Below are 22,655 nucleotides of genomic sequence, written 5' to 3'. Positions count from 1 at the left end.
GGAAATCTATGATGTTAAACTTTGCGACAAACTATAATCTGCGCTTGAGTTACCAATATAATTTCATTTTGCCAATTTCCTCTTTCTCTAAGCATATCTTTCTTCTTTGAACGGGTCTGCGCCGTTGGAATAGCCTCTTTGCTCCCAGTATCCAAGCTCTTCTTTGTCTAAAAAGGTAATCGTTTTTATCCATTTTGCGCTTTTATATGCATATTTATCGGGAATAACGAGGCGAACGGGGAAACCGTGTTCCGGAGTTAAAATTTGCCCCGCATATTTTAAGGCAAATATCGAGTTGTCCTTAAGAAGGAAATCGGTATCTACGTTTGTCGTATAACCGTCGTAAGAACCTATTAAAACGTATTTTGCATTATTAAGGGGTTTGACTATAGCGGCAAGTTTCTTCGACAAAACGCCCTCCCATTCCGCCGATTCTTTAGTCCAACCGGTAACGCAGTGAAAGTCGTCGGTTACTTTATCGTTACCGATTTTTACGATGTCTTCGTAAGTGAAAATCGCCGGATTTTCGACCGATCCTTGTATCGTAAGCCTGTAGTCGTCGATGTTTACGTCCGGAATATATCCTAAATCAAGCTGAATCAGGTCTTCTACTTTTTTTTGGTTTGGCGGAATCATATAAGTTTATCTACGAATATTTTCAACGATAATTTTAGAATTTTCGCATATAAACATTTTTCTCATATTTTCTAATGACCTGCCGTGTGCTTCCTTATCCGTATCGATACAAGAAGGTATAAAACTTTTATATCCGTATCGCTGTTTATAATAACCTGCATTAAATTCTTTTATATCCATATTTTCTTCTTTTAAATTAAGTAATGCAAATATAATTTATCCTTATTTGCAGTTATGCCTTTAAGTGCAAATATAACATTTATTTATTTGCAGTTCAAGAACTAATTTAGAATATTTATAAATTCGCTTTCGGTCATTTTTATATATTAACTAAGTAGATAAACTTTAATAAATTTTAATTCTATTTATTTATAATTGAAAAATTTCATAGTTAAAGTATTAAACTGACTTGGTTATTCCTAAAACGAAGATATGGAAGATATAAATAAAATCAAAACAATCGATTCTTTTATATTTTGAGATTTTATTATTTATTGACTTTTATTAAATTTTAAAATATATTTATAGCATATTGAAAAATATTTGGGATATGTCATATATATAAAGATAGAAAAAAATAAAAACAAATTCACAACCGTTTAAAAGACAAGGGAAATAGGTTAAAAGCCTATGCTGTACCCGCAGCCGTAAGAGTTATCGTTTTTTAAGGATAATCTAATTACAATTAAGCCACTTACATAATTCATAATATAATATATGTATTTATTATACATATATTATTAGTATAAATGTTGGGAAGGCTGATTATCCGAATGCTCAAGCCGGAAGACCTGCTTTTAAATGATTTAATTTACATTTGCGGGGGGTCAAATGGAAAGAAGTAGTCTTGCCGGCGACAAAAATAAACTTCATCAGATATTAAAATTATTCGATTTATCGAGTCTTTCAATCTCAAGCGTAGCGCCCATATTTAGCATTGCAGCCGCAGGAACGAGTATGGTTCAAAGCGCGGGACTATACGTACCTTTGGCTATAGGCTTAATTGCGTTGCCGTTTCTAATTTCATCATGGATTTTTTTAGTATTAAACAAACATTTTCCTAATGCGGGCGCATCGTATCACTGGTCAAGACGAATAGTCGGCATTAATTATTCTAATTTTCAGGCTTGGATTATAATAATGGCATATTTTTGGTCTATACCGCCTATTTTAATTCCGGCATCCAGATTTACGCTTGATTTGCTGGGTTTTAATCAATTTAATGTTTCTTATGAAATCTTGTTTGCATTAATATGGACTGCTTTTGCCGGATTAGTTTTATTATACGGCACAAAATTAACCGCAATTGTTACTCAAATATTTTTATTTGTAGAAATTATAGCTGTTTTGCTTATAGGGGTCATAGGATATAGAATATGGGATAAATTTTCATACGGCATGCATAGCGGCAGTATATTTTCATTTTCTAATTTTAATTTTTCCGGAATATTAGTATGCATGATTGTTGGGGCTACGATTGTTGATGGCTGGGAAATAGATTCATATGCTTCAGAAGAATCGGAAAAGCCAAAATTAACTCCGGGTAAAAGCGGAATAATAGGCGCAATAATGGTAGTTGTTTATTATTATATTATATGGCCTATTTTACTTCATGAAACGTCTTTAAAAACATTAAAATCAAGTCCCGACGTATTACTTGCATGGGCTAATAATACTAATCCCGCTATTCTGCCGGTTATAAAATTAGCCTTAGTTGCTTCGACGGCAGGGTCTTTATGGCTTACTACTTTTATATTGTCAAGGGCGCTCTTTTCAATGTCGAGAGACAAAATAATGCCAAAATTTTTTGGATTTTTATCAAAAAAAAGAGTTCCAAAATGGTCTATATTAATACCGCTGATTCTATCTTTCGCAACGATTTTGTTAGAAATTTTTTTTCCCTCGTTTGAAAATTTTTTTAATATAGTTCTGGCGACGGCAGGATTTTTTTTAGTAGCGGAGTTTTTTTTAGACAGTTTTAATACTATAATATTTTTATTAAAATATCATAAAAACATCAAACATTCCATAACTAATCACAATCATATTATTATCTTATCCGGCGCTTTTTTTGTTTTTATATATTTAGGAACTATTCTTGCATTATTTTTTGTTTACGGACCCAAATATTTCGGTTCTTCAATTGATTTAATTACTGCTATTATGCTTTTAATGGGACTTTGCTATACAATATGGCTGCTGGTTTCTAAAAAAGAACAAAAAATATATATGGCTGATTTCGATGATTCTATTGATATTATACCGTTCGAAAAAGATAACGGTGAAACCGATGCTGCTTTGAAAGACGTATCGGACGTGGGCAAACCGTTATTTTAATTACAGAATAAATATAATTAAATATAATGAATATTTACTTATGGCCGTTTCGCTTATGTTGCCAATAAAGTTTATTGTATTATCGTAATATAATATCAATAACTGAATAAACAGCTAGTATAATTTTATCAAAATATATAGTGTGACGGTAAAAACAGTTAAAAAAGCAGATCTAATAAATTATTAAAAAATAGTACAAAAATTAGGCTAATACGAAATATCTAACGCGCTGCTTTTTTTTGATTTGGCAGAATCATATAATTTTATTTAAGAATATTTTCCACGATAGTTTCAGAATTTTCGCATATAAACATTTTTCTCATATTTTCCAAAGACCTGCCGTGAGCGTCCTTATCCATAGAAGATACGCAGTCTTCTGCGATTACAGGGTAAAATCCGCGGTTTGCCGCATCCCTTGCAGAAGATTCGACCCCTATTTCCGTGGCTATTCCGGTAAAAATAATAGTATTTATGTTCCTGTTTTTCATCATCTGCTCAAAATAAGTTCCGATAAATATGCTTGCCGTAGGCTTCTCAAGCAGTATATCGCCATCCTGCGGCGCTATATCTTCGAGAATATTTCTGTCGCTTGAACCCTTCGCCATAAAATCTGGAAGTTTAGCGGGATCGTCAACGCCGAAACGCTTCATCATAGCGTAATACGACCATGAAGACCTGAACTCTTTTGCCGCAGGGGTTATAAGGGTATATACTATGGGAATTTTACCCCTTAAGGCATTTATCAAATATTTAATATCGGAAACAAATTCCGTTTTATTATATATTCTGGAAACCAAGCCGTTTTGAACATCCCACACGACAAGGCAAGAACGCTCCGGATTCAGTATCTCTTTTAAATTTTCGTAGATTTCTACTCCGTTTGCTTTTTTCATATTATCTCCTAAAATAATTTATATCATACTAACTAAGTAGATGAACTTTAATATCCTTAACTCACCGTTAGAGACTATAAAAATTGATTTAACAAATTATAAATATTATAAATACTGCATAAACGGCATATTTTTCTGATGAAAAAGACATGCTTTTTCAATACATTCAGAAAAATATATGTTTATATCTGCTTTCGCAGATATTCCCGTCTGCGTTTATCAAAGCATGTCTTTGATGCAGACGGGAATGACACCTTTTGGGTTAAGACCTCAATCCCACCATAGTCATTCCCGCGTAGGCGGATACGTTTTAAAGCCGTCGGTATTTAGACGGCTCATCCAAATAAAGAATCCCTAACAGTGAGTTAAGGAATATATATAATATATAATTCATTATATCATACGGTAACAGTTTTTAATATTGGGCAAATTTTTATATTTTTCTGATATAATTTATTTATAATACAAATGCCCGAGGAAAAAAATTATGCTGAATATAAAAAGAATTTACGATGAACCGTCCGATGAAGACGGCATAAGAATATTAGTGGACAGGTTATGGCCGAGGGGCATAAGCAAAGAAAAGGCAAAAATAGATTTCTGGTTTAAAGATATAGCGCCGTCAAACGAATTGAGAAAATCGTTTCATGAAGCGGCAATAAATTTCAAAGAATTTAAAGCAAAATATTTGCAAGAACTTTCGGAATATAACCGTATCCATAATTCATCCGCCGGGCAGGATTTGGATAATTCGATTGCGGAAATATTAAAATTGTTAAAAACGGGAAACAAAAATGTAACTTTATTATACGGGCTTAAAAACGAAATAAACAACAACGCCGCGGTTCTGAAAGAATTTATATTAAAGCAAGCAAAATAAGATTGCCATAATATATAGAACCGAACTTATATTAATTTTTACGGAAACATTTTAAATAATATAAATAATAAACTTTTAAATAATGCCTTATAATTTTCAAGCCATTAACAGGCTGTCGAGGTTAATGACGGCCCATATTTATAAACTTTATCATTCAAAATAGTTTATGAAGTCTTCGTTTCTGAAAGTTTTTATTTCGTTTACCTTGCTTTCTTTTTTGTAGTAACCTATTGAAATTCCGAGCAGAAACTTTTTATTGTTAGGCAGTTTAAACGCTTTCCTTAAAATGTCTGGATATGCGACTAAATAAGCCTGGGGGCAAGCGCCCAAGCCAAAGCCGTGTGCGGCAAGTAAAATGTTCTGCGCTAAAAAACCGCAGTCGAAAACCGACCATATGCCTAAATTTTCATCCATATATATAAAAATGGCGGTTTGGGAATGAAAAAAAACATAGTTGCTAAGGGAAAATTCAGTTCTTTTTTCTTTGTCGTCCCTGTTGATGCCTATATATTCAAACCTGTGTCTGCCGGTTTCAAACATATTATTGTTTTGTTTTTCCGGCCAGGAATCGGGAAAAGGATAATCCGGATTAATAGGGGTGCAGTTTTTCGCAAGTTCATAAAGATTAGTTTTAATAAATTCGGAGGTTTTACCGGTAGAAACCGCTATCTCCCAAGGCTGGGAATTTGCCCATGAAGGAGCTCTCAGCGATAATTTAAGTATTTTATCTATAATCTCCTTGGAGACGGGTTTGTCTTCAAAATCTCTTTTCGACGTCCTTGAATCTATAGCTTCAAATAATTCCATTATTATACCTCCAATATTTATATCTTTAAATAATTATATCATATCAAATTGACTATTTATATTCTATTAGGAAAAAATTAAGGCTTTTTCAGAATTTATTCTAACCGAAAAGGATAGAAATTTTATTCCAATATTTTTCTAAATTATAAATTATGGACTTTCATGTCTCTATGCGGGACTATATCTGAAGCGATATCGAGGATGTGCATATGATGGGTAAAATATATAACTTGATTTTTTTTTGAAATTTCCCCGAAAATTTTTAAACACGCCTTTGCCCTTTCATCGTCAAAATTTACGAGAACGTCGTCGATTATGAGAGGCATTGGCTCATTAGATTCCATATATCTTTCTAAACTTGCAAGCCGCAATGAAAGATAGAGCTGGTCGCAGGTGCCTTCGCTCATACCTTCGACTCCTATTTCGTCTTCTATCCCCTCGGTACTTGTCCTTATGCCCACCAGAATGTTTTCGTCTTTTTGTCCGAAAGCAGCTTTTAATCCTGAAAAAGATCCCGTCGTCAGCGTCGAAAATATTTCCCCCGCCCTTTTTAAGACCGGAACCTGATTTTTAACGCGGTAATTTTCGATTTCTTTATTTAATATATCGCGGGCCAGCCGCAATTGTATATATCTTTCGGAATAATATTCTATCTGTGCCGCAACGGAAGAAGCTTTTTCCTCCAAGTCCGCCGCCGCAGAGTTTCCGTCGCATTTACTTAAAAAAGATTTTTCTTCTCCGATTTTCTGTTCATAAGCCGAAACTTCGTCTTTCAATCTTTTTATCTCGTCGTTTAAATTTAAAATTTCAACGGGAAGTTTATCTATATCGATATCTGCCGCTTCGGAAATAAATTCTTCTATTGGCATTCCGTTGGAATACCCCCGCAACTCTTTGTCTGATTGTTCTAATCTGTTTGAAATATTCAGGAATTCTTCCGATCGGTTTTCGACGTTATATACTTGATTTATATCTATACAGCCTGCTTCTTTTATAAGAGAATCGATTCTAGATCGCAAAACGGCGACGGCCGTCTCTTTTTCCTTCATTTCTTTAATATAATCCGCAAGCGATTTTTTATAATTTTCAAGTACTATGTTTTCCTTGTCGGCTTTTTCAAGTTCGGAATGCAAAGTAGTAACTATAGCGCTTACCTGACTTTTTGTTATTTCAGGCATAATTTTTTCGCAAAGGTTTAAAACGTCTTTTTCAAATAATTTCCGCATCCGTATTTTCAAACTCATTTTCGTATCTTTCTACCGTTTCGATTAACGGTAACTTAAGTTTTTCTATTTCTTCTATATTCCACCGGCATAACGGAAGTTTTGAAAGTTCTATACTGCACGAATTTTCTGCTTTTTTTAGCTCTTCCGTTTTTTTATACAAAACTTTTTCCAAATCGCCGTCTTTTTGAATATTCGACAAAATCTTTTTTAATCTGTCGTTATTGAAATATTCTCCGTTCTCGGTCTCTTTTAATTTATTTTTGGCGGATAACGCCTTTAAATTTGTTTTGTTTATTACGTCGGAAATTTCTGAGATTTTGTCTTCAAGTTTAATATATTTATTTGCTAAAGAAGATATGCTTTTACTTTTTTGCAAACTTACCGTTAATTGCGAAGTTTCGTCTAAAGGGGTTTCCGGTCTTATTTGGGAAGATAAATATTTAATTTCAACGATAAGCTCGTCTCTCTGGGATAAAAGCGCAGGTAAATCTTTAGTTTCTTTAAGATAACTTCCAAATCTAACATAAATATCGTCTATAAGCTTTCTATTTTCTATAAACTTTTCCGGTATTACTATTTTTTTTATGTTTGCTTCAAGATTTTCAATTTTTTCCTTTATTTTATTTGCTTCAACCGATGAAACGTCCAAATCCCTCATTAAATTTATTCGTTCTTCTTTAAAATCTTTTCTAAGAATTAAAGTTTCGCCGAGGGCATCTTTTTTTTGTATTAAGTTTTTTCTTTCTGCAATAATAGGCAATGCGTCGCTTATTCGCTTAAACTTGTTAAGTTTTGCACTAAAAGAATCTATATTTCTGTTTAAAAATATTTTTTTAGCTTCGGCGTTTTTAAGATTTTCTTCATGCTCCGTCCAAATTTTTGGTTGAAGCAAAATATCGTTTATTTTCTTTTTTAAAGATTCATATTCCGAAACATATTTATTTATAAGGGATGTGGGACTTCTTTTTTTAAAAAGATTTTGCGATTCTTCTTCTAAGTCTTTTAATATTTTCCTAAATCCGCCAATGCCTGTTCCTGCGGCAAAAAGACTTTGCCCTATATCCCCTTTGCCTAAAACTATGTCTTTTCCGCCGTTTACCAAATCATCTCTGCTGAATCCAAACATATTGACGAAAGAAGATTCGTCTAACCCGTAAATAAATTTTTTAAGGATTGATATATCCAATTCGTTTCCGTTTTCGTCAAGAAACGTTTTTGAGTGCCCCTTTCGTCTTTGAAAAACTAAACTTTCGCCGGATGAATTTTCTATTTTTGCAAATATTCTTAATTTATTTCCGTCAAATTTAAAACTGTCGGCAGTTCTTTCTTTGATTCCAAAAAAAAGAGATTTAACTGCCCTCAAAGTCGTTGTTTTCCCAGATTCGTTATGTCCATAGACTATATGGAAATTTTCCCTGCCTTCAAAATTTATAGTTTTATCTATAAAAGGTCCGTAAGGCTTTAGTCCCATCCAGATAATTTTCATTAATCCGCCGTCGTTGACGATAACAAACGGGATAACAAAATTTGTCTGGCTTCGTTCGTAATCTCCAAAATGTTTTCGCCGTTATCGAAAAAATTATTGTTTTTCAATTCCCGAGGAAGTTTGTCTTTTAAATCAGACGATATTCCGGATAACATATCTTTAATTTCCTGGCTTTGCTCGCCGTTTAAAGAATCTATATACCGCATTAAGTCTCCGACTGCATCTTTTCTTTTTTTCAACTCTTCCATATCTGCTTTTACGGATGTTTTTATATTTATCTTTTCAAGCCATACGGAGCTTTTGCAAGAATTTGCCGCTTCGAGCCGTATTTCGTTTTTCCACTTTTCCGGATCGGATAAAAGAGCGTTATGCGCCCTGCAAGCGCCTTTAATGGATATTCTTGCCGCGGTAAACATGCCTTTATTTTTTGAAAGTTCGTTTTTAACGCTTATGTTTACTTTTTCGACTACTTCTTCCGGAGACTCGGCGCCGGTTACGTCGGTTTCGCAGTAAGACCAAACTATGGAACATAAACTCTTAAACTCCGCCGAAACATTGTAATCATCGTCGATGCTTACTACCATGCATCCTTTAAAACCCGTTTCTTTAATATGCCTTCCTTGAATATTGCCCGGGAAAACTATTAAAGGATTTTCGCTTAAAACTTCTCTTTTATGGATATGTCCGAGCGCCCAATAATTATAACCTTTAGATTTAAGATCGTCGATAGAGCATGGCGCATAGTTTTCATGCCCTGCCCTGCCGTTAACGGAAGTGTGCAGAATGCCCACATTAAACATGCCTTTTTCCGCTTGCGGGTAATTGGAAGCTAAATTTTCTTTTACGGCAGGAGAGGAAAAACTTTGTCCATGAATCGCTATATTGAAGTTTTTTAAATTTAAATAAAACGTTTCCGGTTTTTTAGAAGAAAATATTTTTATTCCTTCAGGCGGTTTTAAATTTTTGGTTATCTTGCTTTCTGCGTCATGATTGCCTTTGGCTATAAAAACATTAATGCCGTTTGACGCCAGCTTGGATAATGTGTTTAACAAAAATAAACCGGTATTGTAATCTTTCCAGTCTCCATCATACATATCGCCTGCTATTACGACAAAAGACGCCTCTTCCTCTGCCGCTAAATCTACAAGTTCAGACAGGGCCTTTCTTGCCGCCCCCCTAATTTTTTCAACCGGAGCGCCTTCATAATTTTCAAGCCCTATTAGCGGGCTGTCGAGATGAATGTCCGCAGCATGTATAAACTTAATCATTCAAGAGGATTTTTTAATATATAAATTTTCCCGTTTTTATAATTAAAAAGATAAAGCGATTTATGAAATATATTATTTTTCAGGTTAATTACTCCGCATACGCCTTTAATTTTTTTTATTTTCAATATGGCTTTATAAAAACTTACGCCTTTAGGTGCTTTTTGATTTGACGGGCTTGAACCGACGGCGTTCGATTCTAATGCTGATGCTTTTATAACGATTTTCCCTATATCGTAACCTTCGGCGCTAAGTATATTTGGAGCTTTTCCATATGATTTTTTATAAGCCGACGAAAATTTTTTTACTATAGCGTTATGGGCATGCTTAAAAAAACCGTCCGAAAAAAAAGAATTCTCCATATAAAAAGCATTTTTTTCCATAAAGCGCCTCGAGTCTATAGAACTAAGCGCAAATAAAGGGAATCCCGTGATATTATAATAAACTAACTGAGTTAAAATTAGTTTAAGCTTGGACTTTCCGCCTAACACAAAAAGACCCCCAAATGGGATATTAGGTTTGGACTTTGTTATGCCGTTCATGAGGTCATATTTTGTAACACCGAGTTCGGCTCTTTCGGCTGCAGTTACGTTACGGTTTGTTATAGCGTTAAAAATAACTAAGTTTTCAAAATTATTAAAAAAATCTACCGTATTTCTATTATATGCAGTTTTATTTAATAAAGTTATTCCAAATTTTTTAGCATAAAAGATAATATACTTTAAAGTTAAAGGTCCATATCCGTAATAAGGATATATGACGGAAACGGACTTAATGCCGTGTTCATATGCATATTTCATATTCGTTTTTATTTCCTGTTTCAAAGTCATTCCATAGCTGAATACAAAATGGGATAAATAATTTTTGGGGACTACAGGCGAAGGAGTAATGACCGGAATTTTAAATTCATCGGAATATTTTGCAAAATATTTCAACTGTCCGGCAAAAAGCGGTCCGATTATAGCAGAAACGCCTTGTTTGTTTAAAGATTTGAACAAACCGGATATGCTTGTTTTGCCCGCGCTTAAAGGCAGATTGACTATAATGAATTTTACCTTAGACGCTTCTTTTTTCTTTAAACTCAAAAGCATTCCGTTTACAAACTGCTTTCCGAAAAAAGCATAACTGCCTTCTACCGGCATTACCAAGGCAATTCTTATAACCGATTCTTTATTTGATGCATTACCATTTTTGGCGGCAGCGCTTTTGCATGTATATAACGAAAATATAAAAACGGTAAAAAAAATTACCGAACATAAAAATAAAATTTTTATTCTATTCATATTGTATTTTGATGGCAATTTAATTATTATTATATTTATAATTGTTCTTTTTATTATTTATACAACTTATCTTTGCTTCAGTCAATCCAATTTATTTTATTTTCTTTAAAAGACTATAAATTATATAATTTTTTAAATTTTTTTATTATTATTCTTATGAATGCCGAATATTGTGAATTGTATAAAAATTACAGGATATATATAAATGCAAAACGGGAGGGACCCGCAAAAGAAACTGCCGATAAAAAAAAGGCTGCGGTCAATATCTCCGATTTAAAAAAGTACGATTTTTATGAAAAGCTAAAAAACGATGCCGAAAACGAAATAAATTTATTAAGAGAATTAAAAATCAAACCTTTAAAAACTTCCCGCATTATAAATTACGGCCGCAAACAAAATATTTCCGTTTCTTTGCCTGAATTTTTGCATATATATGATCCGGAAGATTTATTTGAAAATTTTTATTCAAAAAATCCATTAAAAAAATTAAATGAAGGGTTATTTATTACGTCGTCCAGGTATGAAGGCACGAATATTTTTAAACCGGATTCTTCGTTAATAAACGAACTTTATCTTTATTGCAAAGATAAAGGCGGTAATCAAAAATTTTCTTCTTTATGCCTAGGAATACACGAATCTGCCGATAACGAATTTATGGAAAAATTATCGGATAAATTCACTGAAGATATTTTTATTTTAACAACTAAACCATATTCTCTGCTAAAATCGGCATATGCATATAAAAATAAGCAGAAACAATTAAATCTCAAATTTCCTCAAATTTCGGCTTTAGACCCTTTTGCAAAAAATTCAAAATACGGATTTGCCTTAAGAAACAGTCTCGCTTTTCATTTGTCGCAAGAGATGGCCGTACTTTATCTGTCGCATAATAGCTCTCTTGCAAGTTTAATAAAAAAATTTAAAGGCGCCGGCAAGAAAGTAAAAATTTTTCTCGGCAAAGAAAATTACAAAAAAAACATAACTATAACTGCAACTGCGAATGCAAATACCCAAAAAGACGCCGCCGCTTACGGAACGGACGTACCGGAAGAATATGAAGTTATCAGCAAATTTATAATAAATTCTTTAACAAAAGAAAATATTACTATTGACAATTTATTGAAACTAAGCAATATTAGATTAAAAGCAAATGAAAATGAAATTATTAGAGCGCTTTCTATACTTGAAATAAATTCGGAAATAGAAAGGCTGCCCGGAGGAATAATAAAAAAAATATGAAAAATTTAGTTCTCGTAGAGTCGCCTTCTAAAGCAAATACTATAAATAAATATTTAGGGTCCGATTTTATAGTCAAAGCAACTGTGGGTCATATTAAAAATTTACCCAAAAGTTCTATAGGGGTGGATATTAAAAACGGCTTCGAACCTAAGTACGAAATAATAAAAGGAAAGGAAAAAACCGTAGATGAAATTAAAAAACTTGCAAAAAAAGCAGATATTATTTATCTGGCTCCCGATCCCGACCGCGAAGGGGAAGCCATAGCGTGGAACATAAAAGAGATTATAGACGAAATTAACGGCAAAAAGCCGGATATAAAAAGGGTTCTTTTTCATGAAATTACCAAAGATAAAGTCTTGGAAGCCATAAAAAATCCCGCCGTCTTAAACGAATCTATGTACGAATCCCAAAAAGCGCGCAGAATTTTAGACCGTTTAGTCGGTTACAACCTCAGTCCTTTTTTGTGGGATAAAGTAAGAAGAGGCCTTTCGGCCGGCAGAGTTCAATCCGTCGCACTATATCTTATAGTAGAAAGAGAAAAAGAAATAAACGCTTTCGTCAAAGTAGAATTCTGGACGGTAACGGCTTTATTTGAAATTCAAGGCGGAGATAAGAAAAAATTTTCTACCGATATCGAAGGCGAACTGTTTAAAATAAACGGAAAAGACCCTGAAATTAAATCCGAAAAAGAAGCCGGAGAATTGAAAAACAGGCTTCTTTCGATAAAAAACGATTATTCTATCGAAGACATATCGAAAAAGCAGACTTACAGAAAAGCCGCTCTGCCTTTGATAACGAGCACCCTTCAGCAGGAAGCCGCAAAAATACTTCATTTTCCCGTAAAGAAAACAATGTCCGTAGCGCAAAAACTTTACGAAGGCATCGAAATAGGGGCGGTAGAAAACGTAAGCAAAAAATCTCTAGGTCCGGTAGGTCTTATTACATACATGAGAACCGATTCCACTAGAATATCTGACGAAGCGGCATCGGCAGCCAAAAAATTTATAAACGAAGTTTACGGCATAGACTATATTGCCGATAAAAATTCTCCCAAAAAAAGCAAAACAACCGCAAGCGCCAAAAAAGTTCAGGATGCGCACGAAGCTATCAGACCGACTAATATTTTATTGACGCCTAAAAAAATCAAAGCATACCTAAGCGCCGACGAATTTAAACTATACAATCTTATATGGACGTATTTTACCGCCTCTTTTATGAGCCAGAGTATTTACGACCAGTACTCGCTGACGTTAAAAGGAACATATAGCGTTAAAAATAAAGAAAAAGACGAATATATTTTTAAGACTACCGAAAGTATATTAAAATTCGACGGCTTTCAGAAAGTTATCAATGAAAATCTTAAAAACAAAGAAGTTTTAGAAGAAGGCAATATCGAACAAACGCAAAACGAAAACCATCCTTCTTCTATAATTAAAATATTTGAACTGCTTTCAAAAGGCGACCCTGCTTCCATAAAAAAAGCCGACGTTTTTCAGCATTTTACTTCTCCTCCGCCTAGATACACCGAAGCAAGCTTAGTCAAGGCTTTAGACGAAAACGGCATAGGAAGGCCTTCTACCTACCAGAGCATAATAGCCAACATTAAGACAAAAGATTACGTCGTAATGACCACTGAATCGGCAGATACCGCAAAAAAAGGGAGTACAACTCAAAAATTTAAACCTACGGAACTTGGAATGACCGTTTCCGATATTTTAAAATCCGGTTTTTCCGATATAATAAACTTGAAATTCACCGCTAATATGGAAAAAAAATTAGACGACGTCGAAAACGGACTATTAAACAGAAAAGAACTGCTTGCCGATTTTTACGACAAATTTATGAAAAACTTTAAAGACGCCAAAGTTAATATTAAAAACATAAAGGGTTCGTCGGAACCTACCGACGTTATCTGCGAAAAATGCGGAAAGCCTATGGTTATAAAAATGGGGCGGTTCGGCAAATTTCTTGCCTGCAGCGGATATCCGGAGTGTAAAAACACAAAAGAAATAAAAAAAATAAGTCAAGACGGCGAAAACATCAAACCTGAAAATGAAGAAACGGGAGAAATCTGCGAAAAATGCGGAAAGCCTATGGTTATAAAAACGGGCAGATATGGAAAATTTCTTTCATGCAGCGGATATCCGGAGTGTAAAAATATTAAACCGATTCCGGTAAAAGTTAATCAATCCAAAATACCTTGCCCTACCGGATGCGGCGGTTATCTTGTAGAAAAAAGAACAAAAAAGGGAAGAAAATTTTTCAGCTGTTCTAACTATCCTAAATGCGAATATGCATCATGGATGCTGCCGGAAAAAGCCGAAAAACAATAATTTGATTTTATAAAAAAATTAAACTATTATTATATTTTATTTATTAAATTATATTATTTTAATTATTTTAGAGGTGTCTTATGTCGCAAAGCATTTTTCAAGCATTTAAAGACGTATCTATCAAAACTAAAATTATCGTTCCCCTCTTATTATTAGTCATCATTCCGATTGCATTAATTGTTTTCAATACTTATCGGCTGGCTATTTCTTTAACGAAGCATGATGCCATAGTTACAGCAAAAACCACTCTTTCCAGCCTTAATGCAATGATGCTTAACGGAACTATAATGAAAAAAAGGGATAGAAAACAGCTTTTTTCTATTTATAAAAAAATAAAAGGCGTCAAAAAATTCCAGGTTATTAGGGGGAATGTAGTAAACATGGAATTTGGGAAAGGACTAAGGGAGGAAATGCCTAATTCTAAATCTAAGTTCGATGATAAAATATTAAACTCAAGCAAAATTCAAACTGAAATAATTTCAAAAAACTTTTTGCCGTATGAAATTAAAGTAGGCGTTCTTTCGTTGCAAAAACAAATTCAAGAGGCATAAACTGCCTTACGTGTCATACAAAAGCTTCTTCAGGGGATATTCTCGGCGGCATAAAGTTAGTTTATTCCTTAAAACCTGTTGCCGTTTCTATAACAGGAACCTTAATCATAGCTGTAATTTTTATAGTTCTTATAATTTTATTCCTTTATTTTATTATAAAAAGTGCAATAATTAAACCGATAGCAAAAATGTCTAAATTAGCCGACGAAATTTCTAAGGGGTATTTTGAAGAAGAAATCGAACATCCCAGAAACGACGAGATAGGTTCGCTTGCAAAATCTTTTAACAGGATGCAGGTCAGCCTGAAAAAAGCGATGGAACTTCTGAAAAGAGGCAGATGATAAATATTCCGATATCGGACAATATAAATAACGTTAAAGAGAAGATTAAAATCGCCGCCTTAAAAAGCGGCCGGAATTTTTCCGATATAACGCTCCTTGCGGCTTCAAAAACAAGAACAGCGGATGAAATAATTGAAGCCGCAAAGAGCGGAGTAAAAGTTTTCGGAGAAAATTACGTTCAGGAATTTTTGTCCAAATTTGAAACGCTCAGCCAAAAAAAAGATATTATCTGGCATATTATAGGACGCCTCCAAAAAAATAAAGTAAAATATATTATCGGAAAAGTTGATTTAATACATTCGGTGGACGGTATCGAACTTACAGAAATTATAGAAAAACATTCAGCCGCAAAAAATATAACCTCTAATATTTTAATAGAAGTAAATCTTGCCGGAGAAAAAACAAAAGGAGGAATATTGCCCGAAAAATTAACCGGTTTAATATCCGAAATAAATAAATTTCGACATATTAGAGCCGCAGGACTTATGACTATGCCGCCGCTTGAAAGCGGAAGCAGAAAATACTTTAAACATTTAAAAGAGCTTATCGACGAAATAAACTTAAAATCCGTTTATAAATATAAGCTTTCCGTTCTTTCCATGGGCACGTCCGGCGATTTTGAAGCCGCAATAGAAGAAGGAGCAACGATAGTAAGATTAGGCACCGTAATATTCGGCAGCAGGCCTACTAAATTAAAAAAATAAATTAAAAGATGGACACTGCATACGTTCTTGCTTCGTCTTCCCAAAGAAGAATATCGTTATTAAAAAAATTGGGGTTTAATTTTATTGCGGTAAATCACAATATAACCGATGAACCTAAGTTTGAAGATTTAAAATTAAAAGAAAATATTTCTATAGAAAATTTCGTCCGGCAATTAGCCTTAATGAAAGCGGAAAGCGTTGCCTTTAATTATAAAAACAGCTATATTATAGGTGCGGATACAGTTATTTTTTTTAACGGCAAAGCTTACGGAAAACCTCTTAATTTAGATGACGCTTTTAACATGTTAAAAGACCTTTCCGGAAAAACGCATGAAGTTTATTCCGGAATAAGCATAGTAAACGTAGATAAAAATATCGGCGTTACCGATTACGATAAAACCTTGGTTACGATAAAACCTTTAAGCGATAAAGAAATAAATTCTTATATATCCGACCATCAGCCTTTCGACAGAGCCGGAAGTTACGGAATTCAAGACGAAAACGGAATAGTAAAATCATATAGCGGTTCGTTTGAAAATGTTCTCGGCCTTCCGACGCAAAAACTTTTGCAACTTTTAAAAGAATATAATCTTCCGCAATATGATATTTAAACCAATCCTTTTGCCCTTAAATATGCCGCATTGACGGCAGAATCCAGAACATACTTAATGCGCCCTTCTTCTAGTTTTGCAAGTCCGTATGCAGTAGTTCCGCCGGGCGAAGTTACCATATCTTTTAAATCTTTCGTCGAAGTCTTAGAAAATTCGGGACTGTTTAAAAGTTCCGCGGAGCCTAGTATAGTCTGCACACTTAATTCTTTTGCAATATCCTTAGGAAGTCCAAGTTTAACTCCGGCTTCTATAAGTCCTTCCGCAATTAAAAAAATATAAGCGGGACCGCTTCCGCTAAGAGCGGTTACGGCGTCAAAATATTTTTCGTCCAAGCGAATGATTTTCGACGACAGCTCCAGTATTTCGGAAACTTCGGCTATGTCATCTTCGGATACGCCGGCGTTATAACACATTGCGCCTATTCCTTTTCCCGCTAAAGAATTTATATTGGGCATAATCCTGAATATTTTTAAAAAAGAATTGTTTTTAAGCGTCTTTTTAAATACGCTTTCTATAAAATCTATTTTTACGCCTCCGGCAATTGAAACAAACACGGGAATATTATTTCCGTTTTTCAATTTGTTTAAAGTCCCCGCCGCAACTTCGACGATGCTTTCCACCGAATAAGGTTTTACGGCTATAAAAACGATATCGCAATTTTCCACTACTTCGCCTACGCTGTTTAAAGAATTAACTCCAAGAGAGTTTTTTACAAAGTCGGCTCTCGACGGGTCGGTATCGTAAATAAAAATTTTTAAGTCGCGGGATTTCGATCCGGTTATTCCTTTTATTAGTCCGTAAGCCATGTTGCCGGCTCCTATAAAACCTATGGAAGTTTTCTTTGTTGTCATAATGTCCTCCTTATTTTTTTCATTTTTTTTATTTGAGTTTATTTATATATTCCTTCTTTAATAGCCGAAGACACTCCAAAAGATACAAGAAGTATAACTCCATACAGGACAAAAATCCAGTGAAGCGCAAATTTTTGGGCTATTATGCCGCCTATGGGAGCCGCGACCGAACCTATGCCGAAACCGGAAAAGAAAAAAACGCCGTATGCCGCAGCCCTGAATTTTTCATGTGCGTTTTCGCTTATCATAAGGTTTGAAATAGGGTTTATGGAGAAATTAAAAGCGGAAAATGCAAGAACAGAAATAAAAAGTAAAATATCGTGGGTAAAACCGGAAATTAAAAGAAAAATTCCGCTTATTAGCACTAAAAAAGCAAAAGCCCTGTTTGATTTATAATTCTTCGTTATTCTGGTACTGTTATATTGAAACAAAACTCCTACCAGAAGGGCAAAAGTTACAAAAAACCCTCCTGCCGCGGCGGCTTGATTATGAAAAAAGATATAGTTTTTAAGCTCAGTTCCTACATAAGCCGGTAAAAAAGAAAATACGCCCTGAAAAACAAATCCGTTCAAAAACTCGGCGATAAAAATCAGCATCAGGTTTAAATGAAAAAATTCATTAAGAAATGCTTTTATGTTTGACGAACTTTTTTTTATTTCTATACCTTTTGTTATTTCGGATGCTTCAGCGTAGTCCGAAGACTGCAGTTTCAGAATATAAGACCATGCCAACATCATTAAAAAAATTATGCCGAGTATCATGTACGGAAAATTATATCCGAAAAAATAACCGAGTATTCCGGCAAAACCCGCGCTTAAAGCTACTCCGAGAGTGCCGGCTATGCCGTGTATAGCAAACGCCCTGAGCTTATCGCTTCCTATAAACGACATCATGCTTAAACCTACAGGATGATAAATGCTCCCTATCAACCCCATAAGTATTATAGACAGCGAGAAAATAAAAAAATTAGGCGCTAAAGCCGCCGCAAAAGAAAATAAAGCCATTCCGCCGAGATAAACCCGCAAAATATGTTTCTTTTTTATTTTATCCGCTATAAAACCTACGGGCAACGATCCGGCGCCGAATAAAAAAAGGTAAATGCCTGCAATAGCTCCAAGCGTTTCATAATTTACGTTAAATTTAGTTTTAATAAGTATTAATATCGCCGGATATGTAAGTATTGCCACATGGCAAAAAAAATGGGAAAAACTTAAAAGCGAAATAGTTTCTTTTTCTTCTTTCTTCATTGTTTTGTTATTTTACTAAATTTATCCTGTCGTTAGCAATTACTTATTGCATTCCTAAATCCGGATGAAAAAATTTATAAATTTTAAATCGGCATTTGTTTATAACTTCTGCATCTGAATCGATTTTTTGGCGCTGCGGTTAAAAATATGCTATAATTCTTTCATTATGGCTAATATCTGTTCTTACGATGATAATGAATACGGCGTACATGGAGAGATTCATAATCATAGCGACAGCCGCAATCATAATCTTAACCATCTACATAATCATGACCATAGCAATTCATCAAACCTCTTTACGGAAACGTTTCAAACCGAAAAAAAACTTAAATTAGCTTTTTTGCTGACCTTGGTAATACTGGCGGTTGAATTTACGGGCGCCCTATTATCTAAAAGCATGGCTTTATATTCCGAATCTGGACATGTTTTAGTCGATGCGTCGTCGCTTTTTTTGGCATGGTTTGCACAGATACAGGTAAGAAAAAGCCCTTCGGAAAAAAATACTTACGGCTACCACAGAATAGGAATACTCGCCGCTCTTTTAAATTCCCTTTTACTCCTTATACTTTCAGCCATTTTAATATACGAAAGCTATTTAAGACTGATGCATCCCGAAAAAATCAATTCGCATATTATGATTATTTTCCCCCTTATAAGCTTAATTATTAACGGTTTTATAGGTTTTAAAATACACGGCGGAATGCATCATAATTTAAATCTTAAAAGCTCTTTTTTCCATATACTCGGCGATTCTTTGGTTTCTTTATCGATTATTGCCGGCGGAATAATTATTTATTTAACGGGTTATTATTATATAGATCCGATTATAAGCCTTATGATATCGCCTCTTCTCGCTTTAGGCGCATTTTCGGTGATTAACGAAACTATTAACATTTTGCTTGAAGGAGTGCCGAAAGAAATTGATTTTACCCAAGTCAAAGAGGAAATATTAAAAACTCCGGGCGTAAAAAATGTCCACGACCTTCACATATGGAGTATGTCAAAATCTTTTAAGCTTATGAGCGCCCATGTACTCGTCGAACCGACCGTCGTTAAATCTTCGGATATTTGCTGTATTATAAATAACATCCAAGACGTTATGGAGGAAAAATTTAAAATAAACCACACGGTAATTCAGCCTGAATTATCTGCCTGCGATATGACTAACAGTTTCTGCATTCATAAAAATTTATAATAACGGTTTATTTTTTACTTGAATTAATTTTAAAAAAATGTAAAATATTTATAACCAAAAAAAATAATTATAAATTATATCGACTATGAGGATTATAAAATCCGAAGAAATTTCAAACGCCGTTAAAAATTTAATAATTCACTCCAGCGTCAACTTGCCCGACGATACGTATAACGGACTTAAAACTGCCTTTGGACAAGAAATATCCGAACAGGGTAAAACGGTTTTGAACAAAATTTTATTAAATGCCGAGATTGCAAAAAACGAATCTAAACCTTTATGCCAGGATACGGGTCTTGCTGTTTTTTTCGTCGAAATAGGTAAAGAAGTTGCAGTTGAAGACAAAAACATCACTAATGCAATAAATGAAGGCACAAGATTGGGCTATTCGGAAGGATTTTTGAGAAAATCGACATGCGATCCGCTTTCCAGAAAAAACATCGGCGATAACACCCCCGCGATAATTCATTACGAATTTACGGACGGCGAAAAAATTAAAATAATGTATGCCGCAAAAGGCGGCGGCAGCGAAAACATGAGCGCCCTTAAAATGATGCGCCCTTCCGACGGAAAAGACGGAATAATCGACTTTGCGGTCGAAACAATGCGTTCGGCCGGACCTAATCCATGTCCTCCTAATATAGTCGGAATCGGCATAGGAGGAAATTTTGAAAGGTCGGCTATTCTTGCAAAAAAGTCGCTTTTTAGAAAATTAAACGAGCCTAATGCCGATCCGGAATTGGCGGAAATGGAAAAAATTATATTTGAAAAAATTAATAATATCGGAACGGGACCTATGGGATTCGGCGGAGTTTGCACCGTTTTAGGGGTTCATATAACAAAAGAACCTTGCCACATTGCCAGCATGCCGGTAGCGCTTAACGTCGAATGTCATTCCCACAGACATTCGGAAATTATTTTATAGTTATATTATTAAACTATTAATTAATTATAATAAATTTAAAAAAATGAGCCTAATAAAAATAACTGCCCCTTTAGACGACGAAATTATATCGAAGTTAAAAACCGGCGATGAGGTTCTTATCAACGGAACTATCTATACGGCGAGAGATGCGGCTCATTCCAGGTTAGTCAAACTTATCGAAGAAAATAAACCCCTTCCTTTTGAACTTAAAGGTCAGATAATTTACTACGTTGGTCCGACTCCTGAAAAACCGGGGGAAGTTATCGGCTCTGCAGGACCGACCACCAGCTACAGAATGGATAAGTATGCTCCGCTTCTATTAGAACACGGCTTAAAAGGGATGATAGGCAAAGGCAAAAGGTCTGCCGAAGTAAAAGAAGCGATAAAAAAATATAAAGCGGTTTATTTTGGGGCAATCGGAGGCGCAGGAGCTTTAATATCGAAAACGATAACGTCAAGTAAAGTTATAGCATATGAAGACCTGCTGTCGGAAGCAGTTAGAAAGCTGACCGTCGTCGATTTTCCGGCAATCGTGGTAAACGACGTTTACGGCGGAGACCTTTACGAAGAAGGCAGGGAGAAGTATAAAGATAAATATCGTTAATAAAAACAATAATTCAAATTTAACTATACGGGAACTATAACTATGGATATTCATGAATATCAGGCAAAAGAATTATTAAACAAGCATGGAATTAAAACCCTTAAATCTATTTTATGCTTTAAACCTGATGAAGTTTACAGCGCATATAAAACTTTATCGTCTTCGGTAGCCGTCGTAAAAGCTCAGGTTCATGCCGGCGGCAGGGGAAAAGGCGGCGGGGTTAAGATAGCAAAATCCGCCGACGAAGCAAAATCTATATCCGAAAAAATGATAGGGATGAATCTTGTAACGGCCCAAACCGGCAAAGAAGGCAAATTAGTCAAAAAAGTTTTGGTCGAAGAAGGTGCCGCAATTATAAAAGAATTTTATTTATCGCTTACCGTCGACAGAAAAAATGCGGCAATAGCATTTGTTCTGAGCGCCGAAGGCGGAATGGAAATAGAAGAAGTTTCTAAAAATCATCCGGAAAAAATACTGACGGTTTCGGTTAATCCGCTGTATGGTTTAAAATCTTACCATATTCTTGAAATGTCTTTATTTTTAGGTATAGATAAAAATTTATTCGGCGGGTTTTCCAAACTTATTAATCTTTTATACGGGGCATTTATAGCGGAAGATATCTCTATGCTTGAAATTAATCCGCTTATTTTAACCGGCTCGGACGAATTTATTCCGCTTGACGCTAAAATAATATTGGATGACAATGCAGACTTCAGGCATCCTTATTTTAAAGATCTAATAGACGAAGACGAAGAAGAGCCGCTGGAAGTGAAAGCAAAAAGCGTAGGGCTAAATTATATCAAGTTGGACGGAAACGTGGGATGCATGGTAAACGGGGCGGGTTTGGCCATGGCTACGATGGATACTATTAAAGAATTTGGGGCGGCTCCTGCAAATTTTTTAGACGTCGGCGGCACCGCAGACGCAAAAAGGGTTGAAACTGCTTTCAATATTCTTCTATCCGATAAAAACGTAAAAGGAATATTTATAAATATTTTCGGCGGCATAGTAAAATGCGATATGGTAGCCGAAGGCGTCGTATCGGCGGCTAAAAATATAGGCTTAAAACTTCCGGTCGTCGTAAGGCTTGAAGGGACTAACGCAGATGAGGCGGCAAAAATTATCGAAAATTCCGGCATGAATTTCGTATCGGCTGAAAGTCTTGCCGACGGAGCAAAAAAGATTTCAAAAATAGTTAACGGTTGATAACGTTTTTATTTTAAATAATAATTTATTAAAGG

22 protein-coding genes and 1 riboswitch are annotated in these 22,655 nt (G+C 34.8%); of the genes, 13 read left to right on the top strand and 9 right to left on the bottom strand.

Annotated features, from left to right (window positions below; all coding sequences use genetic code 11):
• Nucleotides 1–87: 87 nt before the first annotated feature.
• Complete coding sequence (locus tag EVJ48_00990) at nucleotides 88–636, bottom strand: sulfite oxidase-like oxidoreductase (protein ID RZV40528.1); 549 nt, start codon at nucleotides 634–636, stop codon at nucleotides 88–90.
• A 608-nt stretch (nucleotides 637–1,244) separates the two neighbouring features.
• Nucleotides 1,245–1,429, top strand: a riboswitch (cobalamin riboswitch).
• 38 nt (nucleotides 1,430–1,467) lie between these two features.
• On the opposite strand from EVJ48_00990, the gene EVJ48_00985 reads away from it, so the two are divergent.
• Nucleotides 1,468–2,973 (top strand): APC family permease, encoded by a 1,506-nt coding sequence (locus EVJ48_00985; protein ID RZV40527.1) that lies wholly within the window; start codon nucleotides 1,468–1,470, stop codon nucleotides 2,971–2,973.
• A gap of 263 nt (nucleotides 2,974–3,236) precedes the next feature.
• Here EVJ48_00985 and EVJ48_00980 read toward each other — a convergent pair whose 3' ends face one another.
• Nucleotides 3,237–3,866, bottom strand: a complete 630-nt coding sequence (locus tag EVJ48_00980; GenBank protein RZV40526.1) for a cysteine hydrolase — start codon at nucleotides 3,864–3,866, stop codon at nucleotides 3,237–3,239.
• Nucleotides 3,867–4,044: 178 nt separating this feature from the next.
• Between EVJ48_00980 and EVJ48_00975 the strand changes: the two genes are divergently transcribed.
• Nucleotides 4,045–4,224 carry a hypothetical protein gene (locus EVJ48_00975; protein RZV40525.1) on the top strand — a complete coding sequence of 60 codons (180 nt, stop codon included), beginning with the start codon at nucleotides 4,045–4,047 and terminating at the stop codon, nucleotides 4,222–4,224.
• 129 nt (nucleotides 4,225–4,353) lie between these two features.
• Nucleotides 4,354–4,746, top strand: a complete 393-nt coding sequence (locus EVJ48_00970; GenBank protein RZV40524.1) for a DUF488 family protein — start codon at nucleotides 4,354–4,356, stop codon at nucleotides 4,744–4,746.
• Between the two features lie 150 nt (nucleotides 4,747–4,896).
• Here the strand turns inward: EVJ48_00970 and EVJ48_00965 are convergent, their stop codons facing one another.
• The 5 genes from EVJ48_00965 to EVJ48_00945 all read right to left on the bottom strand — a co-directional run bounded on the left by EVJ48_00965 (nucleotide 4,897) and on the right by EVJ48_00945 (nucleotide 10,813).
• Nucleotides 4,897–5,553, bottom strand: a complete 657-nt coding sequence (locus EVJ48_00965; protein RZV40523.1) for a nitroreductase — start codon at nucleotides 5,551–5,553, stop codon at nucleotides 4,897–4,899.
• Between the two features lie 143 nt (nucleotides 5,554–5,696).
• Nucleotides 5,697–6,779, bottom strand: coding sequence for a hypothetical protein (locus EVJ48_00960; GenBank protein RZV40522.1), 1,083 nt, complete (start codon nucleotides 6,777–6,779; stop codon nucleotides 5,697–5,699).
• Nucleotides 6,763–8,265, bottom strand: a complete 1,503-nt coding sequence (locus EVJ48_00955; protein ID RZV40521.1) for a hypothetical protein — start codon at nucleotides 8,263–8,265, stop codon at nucleotides 6,763–6,765. The genes EVJ48_00960 and EVJ48_00955 overlap by 17 nt, the downstream gene beginning before the upstream one ends.
• A complete protein-coding gene (locus EVJ48_00950) occupies nucleotides 8,265–9,533 on the bottom strand; it encodes a DNA repair exonuclease (protein RZV40520.1) in 1,269 nt (422 codons plus the stop codon). The genes EVJ48_00955 and EVJ48_00950 overlap by 1 nt, the downstream gene beginning before the upstream one ends.
• Nucleotides 9,530–10,813: an amino acid ABC transporter substrate-binding protein gene (locus EVJ48_00945; protein ID RZV40519.1), complete on the bottom strand. Its 1,284-nt coding sequence runs from the start codon at nucleotides 10,811–10,813 to the stop codon at nucleotides 9,530–9,532. The genes EVJ48_00950 and EVJ48_00945 overlap by 4 nt, the downstream gene beginning before the upstream one ends.
• A gap of 177 nt (nucleotides 10,814–10,990) precedes the next feature.
• Here EVJ48_00945 and EVJ48_00940 point away from each other — a divergent pair, with 177 nt between their 5' ends.
• The 6 genes from EVJ48_00940 to maf all read left to right on the top strand — a co-directional run bounded on the left by EVJ48_00940 (nucleotide 10,991) and on the right by maf (nucleotide 16,592).
• A complete protein-coding gene (locus EVJ48_00940; GenBank protein ID RZV40518.1) occupies nucleotides 10,991–12,052 on the top strand; it encodes a hypothetical protein in 1,062 nt (353 codons plus the stop codon).
• Nucleotides 12,049–14,385, top strand: coding sequence for a type I DNA topoisomerase (gene topA, locus EVJ48_00935; GenBank protein RZV40517.1), 2,337 nt, complete (start codon nucleotides 12,049–12,051; stop codon nucleotides 14,383–14,385). Before EVJ48_00940 ends, topA begins: the two co-directional genes overlap by 4 nt.
• Nucleotides 14,386–14,465: 80 nt before the next feature.
• A complete protein-coding gene (locus EVJ48_00930; protein ID RZV40516.1) occupies nucleotides 14,466–14,936 on the top strand; it encodes a hypothetical protein in 471 nt (156 codons plus the stop codon).
• Nucleotides 14,933–15,277 (top strand): HAMP domain-containing protein, encoded by a 345-nt coding sequence (locus tag EVJ48_00925; protein RZV40515.1) that lies wholly within the window; start codon nucleotides 14,933–14,935, stop codon nucleotides 15,275–15,277. Before EVJ48_00930 ends, EVJ48_00925 begins: the two co-directional genes overlap by 4 nt.
• On the top strand, nucleotides 15,274–15,981 hold the full coding sequence (locus EVJ48_00920; GenBank protein RZV40514.1) for a YggS family pyridoxal phosphate-dependent enzyme: 708 nt from the start codon (nucleotides 15,274–15,276) through the stop codon (nucleotides 15,979–15,981). Before EVJ48_00925 ends, EVJ48_00920 begins: the two co-directional genes overlap by 4 nt.
• An 8-nt stretch (nucleotides 15,982–15,989) precedes the next feature.
• A complete protein-coding gene (gene maf / locus EVJ48_00915; protein RZV40513.1) occupies nucleotides 15,990–16,592 on the top strand; it encodes a septum formation protein Maf in 603 nt (200 codons plus the stop codon).
• On the opposite strand, the gene proC is transcribed toward maf, so the two are convergent.
• Both proC and EVJ48_00905 read right to left on the bottom strand, forming a co-directional pair.
• Nucleotides 16,589–17,443 carry a pyrroline-5-carboxylate reductase gene (gene proC / locus EVJ48_00910; protein ID RZV40512.1) on the bottom strand — a complete coding sequence of 285 codons (855 nt, stop codon included), beginning with the start codon at nucleotides 17,441–17,443 and terminating at the stop codon, nucleotides 16,589–16,591. The genes maf and proC overlap by 4 nt on opposite strands.
• A gap of 38 nt (nucleotides 17,444–17,481) precedes the next feature.
• Nucleotides 17,482–18,690 carry an MFS transporter gene (locus EVJ48_00905; protein ID RZV40511.1) on the bottom strand — a complete coding sequence of 403 codons (1,209 nt, stop codon included), beginning with the start codon at nucleotides 18,688–18,690 and terminating at the stop codon, nucleotides 17,482–17,484.
• Nucleotides 18,691–18,856: 166 nt separating this feature from the next.
• On the opposite strand from EVJ48_00905, the gene EVJ48_00900 reads away from it, so the two are divergent.
• The 4 genes from EVJ48_00900 to EVJ48_00885 all read left to right on the top strand — a co-directional run bounded on the left by EVJ48_00900 (nucleotide 18,857) and on the right by EVJ48_00885 (nucleotide 22,620).
• Nucleotides 18,857–19,885 (top strand): cation transporter, encoded by a 1,029-nt coding sequence (locus EVJ48_00900; protein ID RZV40510.1) that lies wholly within the window; start codon nucleotides 18,857–18,859, stop codon nucleotides 19,883–19,885.
• Between the two features lie 85 nt (nucleotides 19,886–19,970).
• Nucleotides 19,971–20,810, top strand: coding sequence for a fumarate hydratase (locus EVJ48_00895; GenBank protein ID RZV40509.1), 840 nt, complete (start codon nucleotides 19,971–19,973; stop codon nucleotides 20,808–20,810).
• Nucleotides 20,811–20,853: 43 nt separating this feature from the next.
• Nucleotides 20,854–21,414, top strand: a complete 561-nt coding sequence (locus tag EVJ48_00890) for a Fe-S-containing hydro-lyase (GenBank protein ID RZV40508.1) — start codon at nucleotides 20,854–20,856, stop codon at nucleotides 21,412–21,414.
• Nucleotides 21,415–21,456: 42 nt separating this feature from the next.
• Nucleotides 21,457–22,620, top strand: a complete 1,164-nt coding sequence (locus EVJ48_00885; GenBank protein ID RZV40507.1) for an ADP-forming succinate--CoA ligase subunit beta — start codon at nucleotides 21,457–21,459, stop codon at nucleotides 22,618–22,620.
• Nucleotides 22,621–22,655 lie beyond the last annotated feature (35 nt).

This window comes from Candidatus Acidulodesulfobacterium acidiphilum, from assembly GCA_008534395.1.
GTDB lineage: Bacteria > SZUA-79 > SZUA-79 > Acidulodesulfobacterales > Acidulodesulfobacteraceae > Acidulodesulfobacterium_A > Acidulodesulfobacterium_A acidiphilum.
Note: the sequence above shows the minus strand (reverse complement) of the source record. Positions and strands in the feature narration are given on the sequence as shown.

Excerpts from the sequence above, each read along its gene's own strand:
- EVJ48_00920 (RZV40514.1), top strand. The coding sequence starts at position 15,274 with ATGATAAATATTCCGATATCGGACAATATAAATAACGTTAAAGAGAAG.
- EVJ48_00970 (RZV40524.1), top strand. The coding sequence starts at position 4,354 with ATGCTGAATATAAAAAGAATTTACGATGAACCGTCCGATGAAGACGGC.
- EVJ48_00950 (RZV40520.1), bottom strand. The coding sequence starts at position 9,533 with ATGATTAAGTTTATACATGCTGCGGACATTCATCTCGACAGCCCGCTA.
- EVJ48_00895 (RZV40509.1), top strand. The coding sequence starts at position 19,971 with ATGAGGATTATAAAATCCGAAGAAATTTCAAACGCCGTTAAAAATTTA.
- maf (RZV40513.1), top strand. The coding sequence starts at position 15,990 with ATGGACACTGCATACGTTCTTGCTTCGTCTTCCCAAAGAAGAATATCG.
- EVJ48_00960 (RZV40522.1), bottom strand. The coding sequence starts at position 6,779 with ATGCGGAAATTATTTGAAAAAGACGTTTTAAACCTTTGCGAAAAAATT.
- EVJ48_00885 (RZV40507.1), top strand. The coding sequence starts at position 21,457 with ATGGATATTCATGAATATCAGGCAAAAGAATTATTAAACAAGCATGGA.
- EVJ48_00980 (RZV40526.1), bottom strand. The coding sequence starts at position 3,866 with ATGAAAAAAGCAAACGGAGTAGAAATCTACGAAAATTTAAAAGAGATA.
- EVJ48_00905 (RZV40511.1), bottom strand. The coding sequence starts at position 18,690 with ATGAAGAAAGAAGAAAAAGAAACTATTTCGCTTTTAAGTTTTTCCCAT.
- topA (RZV40517.1), top strand. The coding sequence starts at position 12,049 with ATGAAAAATTTAGTTCTCGTAGAGTCGCCTTCTAAAGCAAATACTATA.
- EVJ48_00900 (RZV40510.1), top strand. The coding sequence starts at position 18,857 with ATGGCTAATATCTGTTCTTACGATGATAATGAATACGGCGTACATGGA.
- EVJ48_00975 (RZV40525.1), top strand. The coding sequence starts at position 4,045 with ATGTTTATATCTGCTTTCGCAGATATTCCCGTCTGCGTTTATCAAAGC.
- EVJ48_00890 (RZV40508.1), top strand. The coding sequence starts at position 20,854 with ATGAGCCTAATAAAAATAACTGCCCCTTTAGACGACGAAATTATATCG.
- EVJ48_00985 (RZV40527.1), top strand. The coding sequence starts at position 1,468 with ATGGAAAGAAGTAGTCTTGCCGGCGACAAAAATAAACTTCATCAGATA.
- EVJ48_00955 (RZV40521.1), bottom strand. The coding sequence starts at position 8,265 with ATGAAAATTATCTGGATGGGACTAAAGCCTTACGGACCTTTTATAGAT.
- EVJ48_00965 (RZV40523.1), bottom strand. The coding sequence starts at position 5,553 with ATGGAATTATTTGAAGCTATAGATTCAAGGACGTCGAAAAGAGATTTT.
- proC (RZV40512.1), bottom strand. The coding sequence starts at position 17,443 with ATGACAACAAAGAAAACTTCCATAGGTTTTATAGGAGCCGGCAACATG.
- EVJ48_00945 (RZV40519.1), bottom strand. The coding sequence starts at position 10,813 with ATGAATAGAATAAAAATTTTATTTTTATGTTCGGTAATTTTTTTTACC.
- EVJ48_00930 (RZV40516.1), top strand. The coding sequence starts at position 14,466 with ATGTCGCAAAGCATTTTTCAAGCATTTAAAGACGTATCTATCAAAACT.
- EVJ48_00990 (RZV40528.1), bottom strand. The coding sequence starts at position 636 with ATGATTCCGCCAAACCAAAAAAAAGTAGAAGACCTGATTCAGCTTGAT.